The sequence below is a fragment of the Acetobacterium sp. genome, from assembly GCF_041752335.1.
Classification (GTDB): domain Bacteria; phylum Bacillota; class Clostridia; order Eubacteriales; family Eubacteriaceae; genus Acetobacterium.
Map to the genome: position 1 here is coordinate 14,467 of NZ_JBGSHG010000025.1, position 14,655 is coordinate 29,121.

The window sequence follows — 14,655 nt, forward strand, 5'->3', positions numbered from 1 at the left end:
TTAACGGGTAAATTTTCAGCTAAAAAAATCGCCTGATCAAAGGCGATTTAGGGTTGTCGGTACGGGCTTATCTTTTTTCGCTATTTTGTTTTTTGCCAGAAGCCCCGGTAGCGGAGGATTCGGGTGGTGTTTAAGATGGTCAGGATGGCGGCGCCGACATCGGCGAAAATGGCCAGGTACATTTCACCCATGCCAAAGAAAGTCATCGTCAGTACCGTGAGTTTAATCCCCAAGGCCAGGACGATATTCTGAATCATGATCCGGCGGGTATATTTGGCAATATCCACTGATTTGACTATATCCATGGGATCATCCTTCATCAGAATGATATCGGCGGCTTCAATGGCGGCATCCGAACCCAGGGCGCCCATGGCGATGCCGGCATCAGCCATGGCCAGTACCGGGGCATCATTCATGCCATCACCAACAAAGATGGTTTTACCTTCCTTATTATCGGCTTTGATTTTTTCAAAGGCGGCCACCTTATCCTGGGGCAGACAATCCCCCCGTACTTCGTCCAGCTTAAGCTGCTTGCCGATCTGGTTGGCAACCCGGGCATTATCGCCACTGAGCATGACGGTCTTTTTGGCGCCCAGCCGCTTCAGCTGCTGCAACGCAGTAAAGGCATTTTCCTTAACCATATCCCCCAGCACCAGGGTTCCGGCCAGTTGATTGTCGATGGCGATATAGACAATCGTGCCCGCCTCAATATTTTCGGCCAGGTCAATCTGATGATCCCCCAGCAGACTCTTGTTGCCGGCCAGGATCACCTGGTCATCGACCTCCACCCGGGTCCCTTTGCCGGGAATTTCGGTATAATTCTGCAGCCGTTTTTCATCCACATCGATGGCGGCAAAGGCGGTGATGGCCTTGCCAATGGGATGGTTGGAATAATGTTCCCCAGCAGCTGCGGCAACCAACAGCTGAGCTTCGGTAAATCCGGTTGCCGGTACCATTTTGATGACCTTGAATTCGCCCTGAGTCAGGGTTCCGGTTTTATCAAAAACGAAGACATCCGCCTGATAAAGGACATCCAGATAATTTCCGCCTTTAATCAGCACTCCTTCCTTGGAGGCCCGGCCAATGCCGCCAAAATAACTGATCGGAATCGATAAGACCAGGGCACAGGGGCAGGACACCACCAGAAAGATCAAACTCTGGTAAAACCAGGTTTCCCAGGAGGCCCCGGGAATCAACAGCGGCGGAATAATCGCCATGGCAATGGCTGAAAATACTACAATCGGGGTATAATAATGAGAAAACTTAGTAATGAACTTTTCGGTTTTACCTTTTTTATCACTGGCTTCTTCAATCAGATGCATAATTTTCATGGCGGTGGAATTTTCATAGTCTTTGGTAACCCGAACTTTTAAAACCGCATTGCCGTTAATCATCCCGCTGAGAACCTCATCTCCGGTTTCAACCTTCCGGGGGTAGGATTCCCCGGTCAGGGGGGAAGTATCCAAATGGGAAAGCCCTTCCAGGATGATTCCATCGGCCGGGACTTTTTCCCCGGGTTTGATCAACAGTACATCTCCCACCTTTACCTGTTTGGCATCAATGACCACCTCACCCTCAGGGCCCACCCGATTGGCGGTAATGGCATTAAAACTGATGGTTTCGGCTATCGACCGGCGGGCATTGTCAACGGCCCGATCCTGGAAATATTCGCCGATGCCGAAAAAGATCATCACCCCGGCGGCTTCCGGCCATTCGGTTAAGACCAGGGCCCCAAAGGTGGCGATGGTCATTAAAAAATTTTCGTCAAAAATCTGACCCTGTCCGATATTCCGAAAAGCCAGCACAATCACCCGATACCCCGCCAGTAAATAAGCTGCCAGGAAAACCCCGATCGTCACCATTTCCAGCTTGACCGGGAGTAACGCCTGGAACACAAAGCCCAGGATAAATAATCCAATTGCGGTGATCAACTCCAATTTCTGTCGTTTGTCCATATCGCCCAGAGCTCCGGCATGTGAATGTGCCGCCGGATGGGATGCTTCCGCCGGGTGCTGTTCCTGGTCATGACCGTGATCTTGATGGTCATCATATTGACAGGATTCCACGGCTGCGGACGGATTGCGATTTTTTGAAACCACTACATGGGGTTCCAGGGAATGAACCAGTTTGACGACGGCATTATAAATTTCATCAGGAACAAAGTCCTCGCCTTCTTCAATGACCAGTGAGCCGGTTGCCAGCGAGATACTCGCCGCTCTGACATTCGGCATTTTGCCGACCAGTTTTTCAATTTTTCCGGCGCAATTAGCACAATTAAGGCCTTGTAAAAATACTTTCATGCTGCTAACCTCTTTCAATCCACCTAGTGATGCTTTAAATGGGTGATCGTTAATAGGACAATCACTTCCACATGGGCATCGTCCAGGTGATAAATTTTCATTTGTCCCTCTTTTCGGTAACTGACGATCCGTTTATCTTTTAAGATTCGCAATTGATGGGAGACCGCCGTTCGGCTGACATCCATCAGTTCAACAATATCATTGACACACAGTTCGCCATTTTCAAATAACGCACTGACAATTTTTATTCGGGTGGGATCGCCCAACACCTTAAAAAATTCGGCCACCTCAAATAAGGTTTCCTCGGTATATTCGTTTTTCAAAACTTTATCCATTTCTTCTCCTCAATACGTGATCACTTGCTCACTTATTGACATAATAGTAGCACATTTTTTTTTCGGAATCAAGCACTATTTTCAAGCACATTTTGCCTCAATAAATATTGACAATTGTCAAAAATAATGATAATTTGAACTCATATAATATTTTAGACGATTTCAATTTAAAGGATAAAGGTCGATATAAATGAGTGATGCCAAAAGATTATTGGAGCAACGATTGATCCGTATTGAAAAAGCCGTTAATCTGGAAAAGCCAGACCGGATTCCTATCTTTGCCTTAATCAGCCCTGAGGTGGCCGTTGATTATTGTGGCCGCCACCTCAAAACCGCCACCTGGAATCTGGAGATAATCCGGGAATGCCTGCCCATTTACTATCAGGACATGAAGGTGGATGCCGCCTTTTCAACTTTTTTACGATGCCCAGGGATGTATACCACCATCGGTTCCCAAAATTTTGTGCCCAATAAGGATGGCTTCATGCAGCATCCCGAGGTCTGCGGCATGCTGGCCAGCGAATATGAAGCATTGATTAAGGATCCCTTCAAGACCCTGGTGGACAAGGTTCTGCCCCGACAATACAAGGCCTTTGATCAGCCCGGGATGCTGGGGGGACTCAACCTGGCCAAAGGCGCCCTCAGTTTTATGCGCCATACCAAAATTCTCCGGGAAATCGATGCCCACTGCAGTGCCACGGCAGGAGTCCCAATTATCTCGGACAACATGATCGAAGCCCCTTTTGATTTTCTGGCGGACCAGCTCCGCAGTTTTATGGGGATCTCAGTGGATATGCATCGCTGTCCCGAGCTGGTGGAGCAGGCCTGTGAAGCCCTGTTTCCGCTGTTGCTGCGGTGGGCCGTAACCAGCTATGCCGGACCGCCCAAAAAAATCCCGGCCATCTTTATGCCCCTGCATATGCCATCATTTTTAAACCCCAAGCAGTTTGAGCGTTTTTACTGGCCGACCTTCTCCCGGCTGGTCAACACCCTGACGGGCCTGGGCTATACCGTCGCCTTGTTCATTGAAGGCAACTGGTCCAAATTATATGATTATCTAGGCAGCCTGAACCCCCACGTGGTGGGGATTTTTGAATACGGTGAAATGAAAACAATTAAAGCAAAAGTCGGCCAGACCATGTGTATCATGGGCAACTACCCCATTGAAGCCCTGAAATCCCAGTCCACCGAACAGTGCATCGATATTGCCAAAAAGATGATTGAAGAAGGCGCTCCCGGGGGCGGCTACATTTTCACCACTGGCAAAGCCATTCTCCGGGGCAAAGGCCTTGATCTGGAAAAACTCCAGGCGGTGCATCAGTATGTAATCGATCACGGAAAATATTAGCGAGGTGTTATATGGAAACGATCAAATCTGAATACCTGGATTATTTTGAAAGCTATGCGGCCCGGCATCCGGAATTAACCGCAGCGGATGCGGACATTATGGCAGATCCCTGGGACGTCAATGAGGATATGCTGTTAGGTTATGTGTTATCTTTGTTGATTTAATAGCCGATCAAAATGTTTAAAATGAATCAAAAAAGCAGTGATGGGTTAACCATCGCTGCTTTTTTAGTGTGATATGCAATTTGGACTGCTCAAAAGGAACGCAATAAGATAATTTCATTTTGATAATCCCGGGTGTTTTCCTGGGGCGTTTCCAGAAAAAAAGGCAGGTGTTTGAGCCGGGGATGGGTGACCATCTGCTGAAAGGTTTCGATCCCCAGGGTGCCCCGGCCAATTTTTTCATGGCGGTCTTTGTTGCTGTTAAAGGGCATCATGCTGTCATTTAAATGGATAGCTTTTAGATAATCCAGACCGATGATCCGATCAAAATCTGCCAGCACCACCTCCAGATTGCCAGCGATATCATAGCCACCGGAATAAACGTGACAGGTATCCAGACAGACCCCCATTTTATCGGTGAGTTCCACCTGCTCAATGATCATCTTCAATTCTTCAAAGCGACTGCCGATTTCAGTTCCTTTACCGGACATGGTTTCCAGCAACACCGTGGTTTTTTGATCGACCCACATTTCCGCGTTGAGAATTTCGACAATCCCGGCAACTCCCTTTGCCAGCCCCTGACCGGTGTGGCTGCCGGGGTGGAAATTATAGAGTTTACAGGGCAATTCTTCCAACCGCAACAGATCTTCTTTAAAAACCATCCGGGCAAATTCCCGGGTTTCCGGTTTGGCTGAGCACATATTAAGGGTATAGGGGGCATGGGCCAGCAGCGGGCCCATACCCTGATCCGCGATAATCTGCCGAAGTCCGGCCACATCCTTGGGGTCAAGGGCCTTAGCCTTGCCGCCCCGGGGATTTCGGGTAAAAAATTGAAAGGTATTGGCTTCAATTGCGACCGCTTCTTGACCGGCTTTGGTAAATCCACCAGCAATGGACAGGTGGGGTCCGATTATTAACATCTTTTGTCTCCTTTTAATTTTATTGCTATTTAATATCTTTTCATGAATCAAATTTTCTCATTTTATTTTCATTATTCTTAACATTCTATATTTCTTACAATTAACTTGATTATCTTTTCCACCTATTATAAAATGGAGTTGAAATAATTTACCCTGAAATTTATTTTTGAAAGGAAAAAAAGATGAATGATTTTCTAAAAATGTCCAAAACATTGGGAATTGTTGTTGCTATCCTGATGATCATCCTCGGCGGTCTGATCTTTTTTGCGCCAATGTTCGCAGCCCAAATGATTATGTGGTTTTTTATTGCCGGTCTGCTTATTTACGGCGTTTTTCACATCATTGTTTTTGCCAAAAGCGAGATCAAAAAAGGCTGGAGTCTGACCTCCGGTATCCTGGCCGTCTTGCTGGGGGTGCTGCTGATCTTCTCGGATCCATTATCGCGGGCCAGCACCTTGGCCTTTATGCTGGCTTTTATTGCCTTATCCACCGGCATGAACCAGATTGCCGCTTCCTCGGTGATGAAAAAACAGGGGGCCGCCGGAACCGGTTGGCTGCTGGCTTCGGGAATCATTAACCTGTTCTTATCGATTTTCCTGATTTTCAACCCCTTTGTGATGCTGCTGGGTTTCGGTATCATCGCCGGGGTTTACCTGATCTTTGGTGGCATCGCGCTCTTTGCCGAAAGCATGTCCACCCATCTCTAATCAGTAAAAGGATGTCTCCCGGAGACATCCTTTTTTTTAGCCCAGGGATACATCCAGAATCATCATCAGGGTGAAGCCGAACATCACACCGATGGTGGCAATATCGCCTTCATGACCCAACCGGGCTTCGGGTATCAATTCTTCCGCCACCACATAAATCATCGCCCCGGCAGCAAAGGCCAGAGCAAAGGGCAACAGCGGGGCAATAAAGACTACCGCCACCGCCCCAATCACCGCCGCAACCGGTTCCACCATGCCGGAAAACTGACCGATGGAAAAGGCTTTTAACCGGCTCATATTTTCCCGACGCAACGGGATCGATACCGCCGCCCCCTCCGGAAAATTCTGCAACCCAATCCCCAACGCCAGTGACACGGCCCCGGCCAGCGTGATGGCCGGGGATCCGGAGGCCAGACCACCAAAGGCCACTCCCACCGCCAAACCTTCAGGAATATTGTGGAAGGTGATCGCTAACACCAACAATACACTCCGCTGCCAGGAAGTTTTAATCCCCTCCCGGTGATTGGTTCCCGGATGGACATGGGGCAAAATCTTATCGACCAGCCACAGAAAAAATCCCCCGCCCAGAAAACCCAGCGACACAATCACATAAGCTGGCAACGCACCGCCCTCAGCCATCTCAATGGCCGGTGCCAGCAGCGACCAGAAGCTGGCAGCAATCATCACTCCCGCCGCAAAACCCAGCATCGCATTTAACACCTTGATGTTAATCTCTTTGAAAAAGAACACCATTGATGCCCCGAGAGCGGTGACAAACCAGGTAAACAGTCCGGCAAATAAGGCCAGCAATACCGGTGGATACTCCAATAAAAATTCCATTAATGCTTCACTTCCTTTCAATGGTAATCGTTATTATTTTAAATGATTCTAATTTATATCTCAGTATACTATAAAAAGGGGCCCAAAATCCATTCTTTATTAAACCGCTGATCGCAAATTTCCAGCCACTTTTGCAAATAAACCTTGTTTATTCTGCTCCCTGCTCCTATAATTGATTTATCAGCCCGATACGGCTGAAATAACGCTGAAGAAGGTAATAACCATGAAGAAAAGCGAATTAATTGCAATCTTTAACACCGTACAGGAAAAATTTGAAGACGTCACCACCGAAGAATTTTTTCTTCAACGTCTGAAACCTTATGCTGATGAAAATGGCTTTGTCGATTACCACAAATTAGCAATGTTTGCCCACAACGAATCTCTGGCCTCTGCAAAAGGTTTCTTTTTTGAAGTGCTTGCCGAGATTTTAGTGGATGAAGATGATGTGGTGCTCGAAGACGATCTTGATGAAACCGCTGATGAATCCCCTGAAGTGACCCCGGAATAGGGACTGCGCAAGGTTTTTCTGTTATTCCCGATCTCACCTTTTATTAAACAATGATGATTTCCTTAAATGGCCCGACCGATGTTTTCTGTCTGGCCATTTTTTTTGCCCCAGGATTAAAACCAGGCTGGCCGGAGTCCAGCCTTACGGAAACCCCGCTGTTTATTCGCCGAAGGAAACCCCCAGACTTTTGGCCACCTGGATCAGCTCAGAATCGACATCCACCTGTTTATTTTTGCCGATCACCGCTTCCAGGGGGGCATCGGTCATCTTGCAATCCTGGAGCGCTACCATCGACCCGAACTTGCCCTGGGCTATCAGTTCCACCGCCGCCACCCCGTAACGGGTCGATAAGAGCCGATCATAGGCCGAGGTAATCCCGCCCCGCTGGAGATGACCCAAAACCGTGTTGCGGATTTCATGATCGGATATTCTGGTTTCCAGGGCCAGAGCCAGCTTATTGCCGATGCCACCGAGCCGGACCGGGTCCGGAGAGTCGCCGACAATCTTCTGAACCGTCAGCTTTCCGCCCTTTTCCATGGCCCCTTCGGAGACCACGATAATGCTGAAGGGCAGGCCCCGCTGGCTGCGTTCATTCAATTTTGCGATAATGGCATCCAGGGAAAAGGGAATTTCGGGAATCAGAATAACATCCGCCGAACCGGCAATCCCGGCGTGGAGAGCAATCCAGCCGGCATTTCGGCCCATCACTTCGAGAATCATAATCCGATGGTGGGATTCAGCCGTGGTATGCAGCTTATCCAGGGCGTCGACCACCACATCTACCGCCGAATTAAAACCAAAGGTGACATCAGTTTTAGACAGATCATTGTCGATCGTTTTGGGTACCCCAATCACATTGACACCTTTCCGGGCAAAATCCCGGGCACTGGTCAGGGTGCCGTCGCCGCCCAGCACCACCAGCACATCGACCCCTTCTTTTTTCATGTTTGCCACCGCCACATCAGAGACATCCTTTTTAACACACTGGCCATTTTCTTCCACCTGATAGTCAAAGAGGTTATCCTTGTTGGAGCTGTAAAGGATCGTGCCCCCTTTATGGAGAATTCCCGAAACGCTGCGGGCATCCAGTTTGATAAAGTCGTTGTTATAAAGCCCGCGGTACCCGAACCTGTAGCCAATCACCTCATAGCCGTAGTTGGCAATGGCGGCTTTGGTCACAGCCCGGATCACCGCATTCAGGCCGGGACAATCGCCGCCGCCTGTTAAAATGCCGATTTTTTTAACCTTATTAGTCATCGCTTTTCTCCATTCTTTTATATTAAATTTTATGTCCCGGGATCTTGATGCAACTCTAAATTGACATCATTCCCTGCGATTGTTATCGTCTCATACTGATATTATATGCGAGCAACCGCCAAATTACAAAGACTATCGGGAAGAACTCCCGCTTTTTACCATCATTGCCAAATAAAAAACCATCCGCTGATGATACGGATGGTTTTTTATTTACCGGTAAATTTAACGCGTAAGGATTCTGCAAATCAGACTGATGACAAAGGTAAGCAGCGAAAAAATGACGGCAATCATTAAAAACGAGGTCATCAGAACATTGTATTTCAGCACATCAACGGTCAGAATGGACTGCGATAAACCAATGGCATTAAGGATCAGCAAGATCAGAAAAATAAAGATTAGCCCCTTAATGGCACCTTTGATGTCCGCCGGACTCAGAGAAATATGGGCAGAAATACAAATAGCCAAAAACAAAAACAGATAAAAGCTGAGGTTGTGAAAATTTTCCCCAGCAAAGATCAGCTTCAGCAGTTCCAGATAGGCGGTGAAAACCCCGGCAAATGAGGCCATGCTGAGGCTTTCCACCGCCATCCCCTGGGTCAGCAGAGCCATAAAACTTTCCAGCACCTGCGGCAGCAGCAGTCCCATCAACGCCATGATCACCAACAGACCGCCAAAAATCGGAGCAATGCCAATAAAGAAATTACCCACCTGATGGTAAATATTTTTCGAGTTATAGGCATGATTCACATAACCCATCACCCCATCCTGATCCGGTCGCTGAAACAATTTGATGTCAGTGATTTTATGCCCGAAGATCAGGGCGGTCAGGGCGTGGCTGAGCTCGTGAATAGGGGTGCCGATCACCCCTGTCACCATGATGGCGTTTCGTCCCAGACTTTTCTGAAAATTACGGTTGGACTGGGTTTCGAGAACCCCAAGGAGCAGTCCGGCCAGGATCAGGGCCCCGGTAAAATAAAGGGTTTCCAGACCGGTTTTAATAAATAGATCGATGATAAACATAAACATTCCTTTTATCCTGATTTTTTCTGATTTTATCACTCCTGAACCAGAGTGACAGTTCGTTTTTCATTATACCGAAAAAAGGTTTAGAATTTCATTAATCATTATATTGCTGGTTCCCTGCTTTGCTCCAGTTTTTATTTTTGTTTCAGTGATTATCCCCTTTTTCCCAGGGTAAAAACTAATAAAAAACAAAATTGGGCGCTCACTATCAGTTGATACCTGCGAACCCACGTAATTTACGGTAAAACCCTTGTAAGAATGAAAGAAAGGACAGGTCAGTCAAATGAAAAAATCGAAATGGTTGCTGATGTTTTTTGTTGTATTATCAGTATTCTTACTCGCCAGTTGCGGCGGTGGCGATGATGCTGCCAAAACCGATGAAGGCCAGACGGATGGCGAAAAAACCGCTACCCTGGACGAAAACCTCAGTGGCGCGGCGCTGCTGAGCAGCCTCAATTTCAGCTATCCGGATTCCCTGAAAATGACCACTAACACCACCATGGCCGACAGCTATGATACCACCTCAACCACTTATACTAAAGGTGATAACTTTAAGATGGAAATGGAAATGCCCGATGTCGGCAAACAGATTACCATCTACAATGCCGCGGAAGGGGTGACCTACCAGTATACCGAAGGCCAGACCACCGGATTTTCTTTTAAAGATCAGGACACCGCCACCGATCTGGACGATCTGGACGATCTAAATCTGGACGAAGGGGTCACCAGCATTGATGACATCACCGATGTTTTTCCTGAAAACGTGGTCGCCCGGGTGGAAACATTAAATGGCGAAAAAGTGATTTATATCGAAACCAGTGAAAATGACGGGCAAAACGGCACCGTCGATATGCGGATGTGGTTTTCAACCAAGTATGGCGTGCCCCTGAAAACCGAAATTCTCAGCAACGGCACCCTGACGATGAGCTCGGTCGTCACCGATATTTCGGCTGATACCATTGCCGACAGCCAGTTTTCCCCACCATCCAACGTTGTCTTCACTGATTTTTCTTCCATGAATCCGGATGATCTCACTACTATCCCCGAGCCCTGACCGGGGGACGGCTGAGATAAACTAAACGCAAAAAGGCCTGAGCAAATGCCAGGCCTTTTTTTAATATTATTTTTTTGATCACAATTCTCTTAATTCAGAATAAATTCGTTTAAGCTCCATCTTATTCCGCACCCTTTTATATGTGATTATTAAATCATATATTTTGTTATTCACCTCGTGTCGCCTGCCCACAACTTTTCAACGCTTATTTTAATCCGATGCCTGATCCCATGAACCACTCTTTTAAAAAAATACATGAACCACTCTTTTAAAAAAAGACTTTACTTTTTGCAAAGATTCATGTAGAATGATCAAGCAGTAAACGTGATCTCGTAGCTCAGCTGGCAGAGCACTACCTTGACATGGTAGGGGTCGTTGGTTCAAGTCCAATCGGGATCACCATTTATAAGATAAAAAAGCCATTTGCATCATTCGTGCAAATGGCTTTTATTTTGTTTAACCAAAATTTAATCAATCCGCAGCTAACCGATCCGCTTTTTTAGAAAGTCGTTTCCGCTGTCAGGGTAAAGTAATTCCGTTTGATATAATATTCATTGTAGCTGATCGGCATATTGTCTTCCATTGAAATAATATTCTGCGAGACCAGAAAACAGCAGTCGTCATGATCAATCTGCAGGTTTTCCCGGACTTCCAGAGGGGGATGGACGATATCGATGTTGAGGATTTTTTTATGCTGAAAATGAAGCTTGCCCTTTTTCATAATGCCATGAAAATTGGCAAAATTAATCACATCTTCGACTATCGGGTTGCCCTTCTGATAGGGTAAGTAGATGGACGAATACTGAATCACCTCATCTTTTATTTTGGTGGCCTTCTGAATTTTAATGACCTTTTCAAAGGAACCGATTTTAAGTTCCCGCATCAGTTTCCGACCTGGGGTAATGACCCCGACGCTGACCAGCTTGACCTCCTCGACCTCCCCTTTAAGGCTGTCGATTTCATCAAAGTAAAACTGATACTGATTGGCCGAGGGTTCGCAGACATAATTTCCTTTACCGGGAATGGTATAAATATATTTTTCATTGACCAGCAGCGCCAGACTTTTACGCAGGGTGGTCCGGCTGACGTCAAACTGCTCGGCCATTTCATATTCCGACGGCAGCAGATCCCCAGGCTTTAAAATGCCTTTTTCAATTTTCCCTTTGATATCATTGACGATATCAAGATATAGAATTTTTCTCATTGCCCATCACCCATTCATTGCAACAGCCATTGCTTACAGATATTAACCCCTTCGATGGCATCGCTGGAGTAGCCGTCGGCCCCCACATAGTTGGCATAGTCGGTTCCCGCCAGCGCGCCGCCGAGAATAATTTTAATATCATCCCGAAGTCCCTGGGCAATGATCTCATCGATCACTTCTTTGATGTTCTCCACCACCGAGGTGAGAATGCCGCTGATCCCCAGAATGGCCGGTTTTTCTTTGCGGATAATGGCGATAAACCGTTCCACCGAAACATCGGTGCCCATATCGATGACCTCGAAACCCTCGGCCCGGAGCATGCTGATAAAGATGTTTTTGCCGACATCGTGGATGTCGTCGAAAACCGTACCGACCACGATCTTCCCGAGGCTGCGGCCGTCGATCAGCTGGGTACTGTCCATCCCCATCATGCCCAACAGGTTCGATACCAGTTCCCCGGCCATAATCAGGTCGGCAATATAGTATTCCCCTTCTTCATAACGGATCGCTACCCGCTGCAAAGCAAAATTTAGCTGATTGGCGATGTCTCTTTTGTCTTTTCCGGTTTCCAGTTCTGCCGCTACCAGGGCCATCGCCCGTTTTTCGTCAATTGCCTCAACCGCTGCAATAATTTTTGTCTCCATCTATTCCACCTGTTCATTTAAAACTAAAATTTTGTCGTCATGCGCCCGGTTTTTGACCCGGTCCGATTGATTTGTTAATCCTTTTCATTTTATCACGGAATCCGGCTTTTGTCTTTATCTAGACCAGATATTTTTTAATGGCTTTTTAATGCTTTGAAGTGTATAATCATGACGAAAACATTTACATTTTAATTCGAAATTTAAAGATAGAGGTCGATATGAACGGTTATACAAAAACACAACTTCAAGAAAATCAGAAATATCTGGAGCTCCTGTCCCAAAGCTTTCCCAATATTACCAGCGCCGTGGGCGAAGTGGTCAATCTGAAAGCGATTCTCAATCTGCCCAAGGGAACTGAGCATTTTCTCACCGATATTCACGGTGAACACGAAGCCTTCAACCATGTGATGCAAAATGCTTCCGGAGCGATCAAACGCAAGGTTCACCAGGAACTGGGAAACACCATTGCCTTTGAAGAACTGGAAGAATTATCTACCCTGATTTATTATCCCGAAGAAAAAATTGATCTGATCAAAAAGGAACGGAGTCGGGAATCCCTGGATAACTGGTATAAGTTAACTATTTACCGGCTGGTGAAGGTGTGTCGGGCGGCGGCTTCAAAATACACTCGTTCCAAGGTGCGAAAAGCGCTGCCCAAAGATTTTGCCTATATTATGGAAGAACTGCTCCAGGAAGATGAACATCGCTTTAACAAACGGGAATACTACCAGGAAATTATTGAAAGCCTGGTTAAACTGGAACGGGCCCAGCACTTTATTGTCGAGATTTCTGGGGTGATCAAACGGCTGACCATTGATCACCTGCATATAATCGGCGATATTTATGACCGCGGGGCCGGTCCCGACGAGGTCATGGATACCCTGATGCGCCATCATTCCCTGGATATGCAGTGGGGCAACCATGATATTCTCTGGATGGGCGCCGCTGCCGGCAATGCCCCCTGTATTGCCAATGCCGTCCGGATTGCCCTGCGCTACGCCAACATGGATGTGCTGGAAAACGGCTATGGCATCAACCTGCTGCCGCTGGCATCCTTTGCCAGCCGGGAATACAGTGACGATCCCTGCACCAAATTTACCCCCAAAATTTCCGACAGCCATACCGTCTCAGACCAGGAAACCGCCCTGATGTCCAAAATGCACAAGGCCATTGCGATAATCCAGTTCAAGCTCGAAGAATGCATGATCGACAATCACCCCGAGTATAATATGGCCAAACGGCAATTGCTTCGCCACATCGATTTCGACAACGATACGGTAACTGTCGAGGACACTGTTTACCAGCTTAACGACACCAACTTTCCGACCCTGGATCCAGCTGATCCCTGTGTCCTGACCGAGGAAGAAACCCTGGTCATGGATCGCCTGGTTTACGCATTCCTGCACAGTGAAAAGCTCCAGAAACACATCCGTTTTATGTATGCCAAGGGTAGCATGTACAAGGTCTTCAATGATAACCTGCTCTTTCATGCCTGTTTACTGTTGAATGACGACGGCAGTCTTAAACAAAAAGAAATCGATGGGAAAAGCTATGCCGGTAAAAGCCTGATGGATAAATTCGACCAGATGGCCCGGGAAGCCTATTTCGGCAAAACCGATCAGGACGAAAACCTCACCCGCACTGATTTTCTCTGGTTCCTCTGGTGCCATGAGGATTCGCCACTGTTTGGCAAAGATAAGATGGCCACCTTTGAACGTTATTTCATCGATGATAAAACGCCTCATAAAGAACACTATTCGCCCTTTTTCCTGCTGATCGACGAGGATGATGAGCTGGCCCAAAAAATTCTGATGGAATTTGGGGTCGACCCGGATCAGGGCCACCTAATCAACGGCCACATTCCCGTCAAGGCCACCTCCGGCGAGAGCCCGATCCGGGCCAAAGGCAAACAGCTGGTCATCGACGGCGGCTTTGCCCGGGCTTATCAGAAAACCACCGGCATTGCCGGCTACACCTTAATCTATAACTCCTACGGCCTGATTCTGATCAGCCACGATCCCTTTGAATCAGTCGAAAAGGCGATTGCCGACGGGGTTGACATTAAATCGACCCTGATGGTGGTCGAAAAAACCACCGAGCGAAAACGGGTGCGGGACACCGATACCGGTAAAGCCATCATGGCTCAGGTGGAAGACCTGGAAATGCTGATCACGGCCTACCGTAAAGGCCTGATCAAAGAAAAACAATATTAAATCGGGTAGGAGGCTGACCATTAATTGATCAGCCGACCTCCCACACCACCGTACGTACCGTTCGGTATACGGCGGTTCCAGAGTTCACACCGTTACTTGCAGATAATAATCATAAAAATTGGGATATCCTGCCCGCTTGAG

General features: G+C 47.3%; 14 protein-coding genes and 1 tRNA gene. 7 read left to right on the forward strand and 8 right to left on the reverse strand.

Annotated elements, in window-relative coordinates:
- Nucleotides 1-80: 80 nt before the first annotated feature.
- Complete coding sequence (locus ACEW8F_RS03450; protein ID WP_373482077.1) at nucleotides 81-2,300, reverse strand: heavy metal translocating P-type ATPase; 2,220 nt, start codon at nucleotides 2,298-2,300, stop codon at nucleotides 81-83.
- A gap of 23 nt (nucleotides 2,301-2,323) precedes the next feature.
- Nucleotides 2,324-2,635 (reverse strand): ArsR/SmtB family transcription factor, encoded by a 312-nt coding sequence (locus tag ACEW8F_RS03455; protein ID WP_373482078.1) that lies wholly within the window; start codon nucleotides 2,633-2,635, stop codon nucleotides 2,324-2,326.
- Nucleotides 2,636-2,825: 190 nt separating this feature from the next.
- Here ACEW8F_RS03455 and ACEW8F_RS03460 point away from each other — a divergent pair, with 190 nt between their 5' ends.
- Both ACEW8F_RS03460 and ACEW8F_RS03465 read left to right on the forward strand, forming a co-directional pair.
- The gene (locus ACEW8F_RS03460) at nucleotides 2,826-3,983 is read left to right on the forward strand and encodes a uroporphyrinogen decarboxylase family protein (RefSeq protein ID WP_373482079.1); all 1,158 of its coding nucleotides are present in this window, start codon (nucleotides 2,826-2,828) and stop codon (nucleotides 3,981-3,983) included.
- Between the two features lie 11 nt (nucleotides 3,984-3,994).
- Nucleotides 3,995-4,147, forward strand: coding sequence for a hypothetical protein (locus ACEW8F_RS03465; RefSeq protein ID WP_373482080.1), 153 nt, complete (start codon nucleotides 3,995-3,997; stop codon nucleotides 4,145-4,147).
- Between the two features lie 89 nt (nucleotides 4,148-4,236).
- Here the strand turns inward: ACEW8F_RS03465 and ACEW8F_RS03470 are convergent, their stop codons facing one another.
- On the reverse strand, nucleotides 4,237-5,064 hold the full coding sequence (locus tag ACEW8F_RS03470) for a deoxyribonuclease IV (protein WP_373482081.1): 828 nt from the start codon (nucleotides 5,062-5,064) through the stop codon (nucleotides 4,237-4,239).
- Nucleotides 5,065-5,246: 182 nt separating this feature from the next.
- Here ACEW8F_RS03470 and ACEW8F_RS03475 point away from each other — a divergent pair, with 182 nt between their 5' ends.
- Entirely contained in the window at nucleotides 5,247-5,771 is a 525-nt protein-coding gene (locus ACEW8F_RS03475) for an HdeD family acid-resistance protein (RefSeq protein WP_373482082.1), read from the forward strand.
- 36 nt (nucleotides 5,772-5,807) lie between these two features.
- On the opposite strand, the gene ACEW8F_RS03480 is transcribed toward ACEW8F_RS03475, so the two are convergent.
- Complete coding sequence (locus tag ACEW8F_RS03480) at nucleotides 5,808-6,611, reverse strand: ZIP family metal transporter (RefSeq protein WP_373482083.1); 804 nt, start codon at nucleotides 6,609-6,611, stop codon at nucleotides 5,808-5,810.
- Between the two features lie 223 nt (nucleotides 6,612-6,834).
- Between ACEW8F_RS03480 and ACEW8F_RS03485 the strand changes: the two genes are divergently transcribed.
- Complete coding sequence (locus tag ACEW8F_RS03485; protein ID WP_373482084.1) at nucleotides 6,835-7,119, forward strand: hypothetical protein; 285 nt, start codon at nucleotides 6,835-6,837, stop codon at nucleotides 7,117-7,119.
- Between the two features lie 159 nt (nucleotides 7,120-7,278).
- On the opposite strand, the gene ACEW8F_RS03490 is transcribed toward ACEW8F_RS03485, so the two are convergent.
- Nucleotides 7,279-8,376, reverse strand: a complete 1,098-nt coding sequence (locus ACEW8F_RS03490) for a 6-phosphofructokinase (protein ID WP_373482085.1) — start codon at nucleotides 8,374-8,376, stop codon at nucleotides 7,279-7,281.
- Between the two features lie 222 nt (nucleotides 8,377-8,598).
- Nucleotides 8,599-9,402, reverse strand: a complete 804-nt coding sequence (locus tag ACEW8F_RS03495) for a hypothetical protein (RefSeq protein ID WP_373482086.1) — start codon at nucleotides 9,400-9,402, stop codon at nucleotides 8,599-8,601.
- Between the two features lie 280 nt (nucleotides 9,403-9,682).
- On the opposite strand from ACEW8F_RS03495, the gene ACEW8F_RS03500 reads away from it, so the two are divergent.
- Nucleotides 9,683-10,453, forward strand: a complete 771-nt coding sequence (locus ACEW8F_RS03500; RefSeq protein ID WP_373482087.1) for a hypothetical protein — start codon at nucleotides 9,683-9,685, stop codon at nucleotides 10,451-10,453.
- Between the two features lie 326 nt (nucleotides 10,454-10,779).
- Nucleotides 10,780-10,855, forward strand: a tRNA-Val gene (locus tag ACEW8F_RS03505).
- A 97-nt stretch (nucleotides 10,856-10,952) separates the two neighbouring features.
- On the opposite strand, the gene ACEW8F_RS03510 is transcribed toward ACEW8F_RS03505, so the two are convergent.
- Nucleotides 10,953-11,657: a GntR family transcriptional regulator gene (locus ACEW8F_RS03510; RefSeq protein ID WP_373482088.1), complete on the reverse strand. Its 705-nt coding sequence runs from the start codon at nucleotides 11,655-11,657 to the stop codon at nucleotides 10,953-10,955.
- 14 nt (nucleotides 11,658-11,671) lie between these two features.
- Nucleotides 11,672-12,301 carry a B12-binding domain-containing protein gene (locus tag ACEW8F_RS03515; protein WP_373482089.1) on the reverse strand — a complete coding sequence of 210 codons (630 nt, stop codon included), beginning with the start codon at nucleotides 12,299-12,301 and terminating at the stop codon, nucleotides 11,672-11,674.
- A 218-nt stretch (nucleotides 12,302-12,519) separates the two neighbouring features.
- Between ACEW8F_RS03515 and ACEW8F_RS03520 the strand changes: the two genes are divergently transcribed.
- Nucleotides 12,520-14,514: a fructose-1,6-bisphosphatase gene (locus tag ACEW8F_RS03520; RefSeq protein WP_373482090.1), complete on the forward strand. Its 1,995-nt coding sequence runs from the start codon at nucleotides 12,520-12,522 to the stop codon at nucleotides 14,512-14,514.
- Nucleotides 14,515-14,655: the final 141 nt, after the last annotated feature.

Bases quoted from the DNA above. Each gene is read 5' to 3' on its own strand.
- ACEW8F_RS03480 (WP_373482083.1), bottom strand. From the start codon at position 6,611: ATGGAATTTTTATTGGAGTATCCACCGGTATTGCTGGCCTTATTTGCC.
- ACEW8F_RS03495 (WP_373482086.1), bottom strand. From the start codon at position 9,402: ATGTTTATGTTTATCATCGATCTATTTATTAAAACCGGTCTGGAAACC.
- ACEW8F_RS03450 (WP_373482077.1), bottom strand. From the start codon at position 2,300: ATGAAAGTATTTTTACAAGGCCTTAATTGTGCTAATTGCGCCGGAAAA.
- ACEW8F_RS03520 (WP_373482090.1), top strand. From the start codon at position 12,520: ATGAACGGTTATACAAAAACACAACTTCAAGAAAATCAGAAATATCTG.
- ACEW8F_RS03475 (WP_373482082.1), top strand. From the start codon at position 5,247: ATGAATGATTTTCTAAAAATGTCCAAAACATTGGGAATTGTTGTTGCT.
- ACEW8F_RS03470 (WP_373482081.1), bottom strand. From the start codon at position 5,064: ATGTTAATAATCGGACCCCACCTGTCCATTGCTGGTGGATTTACCAAA.
- ACEW8F_RS03465 (WP_373482080.1), top strand. From the start codon at position 3,995: ATGGAAACGATCAAATCTGAATACCTGGATTATTTTGAAAGCTATGCG.
- ACEW8F_RS03500 (WP_373482087.1), top strand. From the start codon at position 9,683: ATGAAAAAATCGAAATGGTTGCTGATGTTTTTTGTTGTATTATCAGTA.
- ACEW8F_RS03515 (WP_373482089.1), bottom strand. From the start codon at position 12,301: ATGGAGACAAAAATTATTGCAGCGGTTGAGGCAATTGACGAAAAACGG.
- ACEW8F_RS03485 (WP_373482084.1), top strand. From the start codon at position 6,835: ATGAAGAAAAGCGAATTAATTGCAATCTTTAACACCGTACAGGAAAAA.
- ACEW8F_RS03510 (WP_373482088.1), bottom strand. From the start codon at position 11,657: ATGAGAAAAATTCTATATCTTGATATCGTCAATGATATCAAAGGGAAA.
- ACEW8F_RS03490 (WP_373482085.1), bottom strand. From the start codon at position 8,376: ATGACTAATAAGGTTAAAAAAATCGGCATTTTAACAGGCGGCGGCGAT.
- ACEW8F_RS03455 (WP_373482078.1), bottom strand. From the start codon at position 2,635: ATGGATAAAGTTTTGAAAAACGAATATACCGAGGAAACCTTATTTGAG.
- ACEW8F_RS03460 (WP_373482079.1), top strand. From the start codon at position 2,826: ATGAGTGATGCCAAAAGATTATTGGAGCAACGATTGATCCGTATTGAA.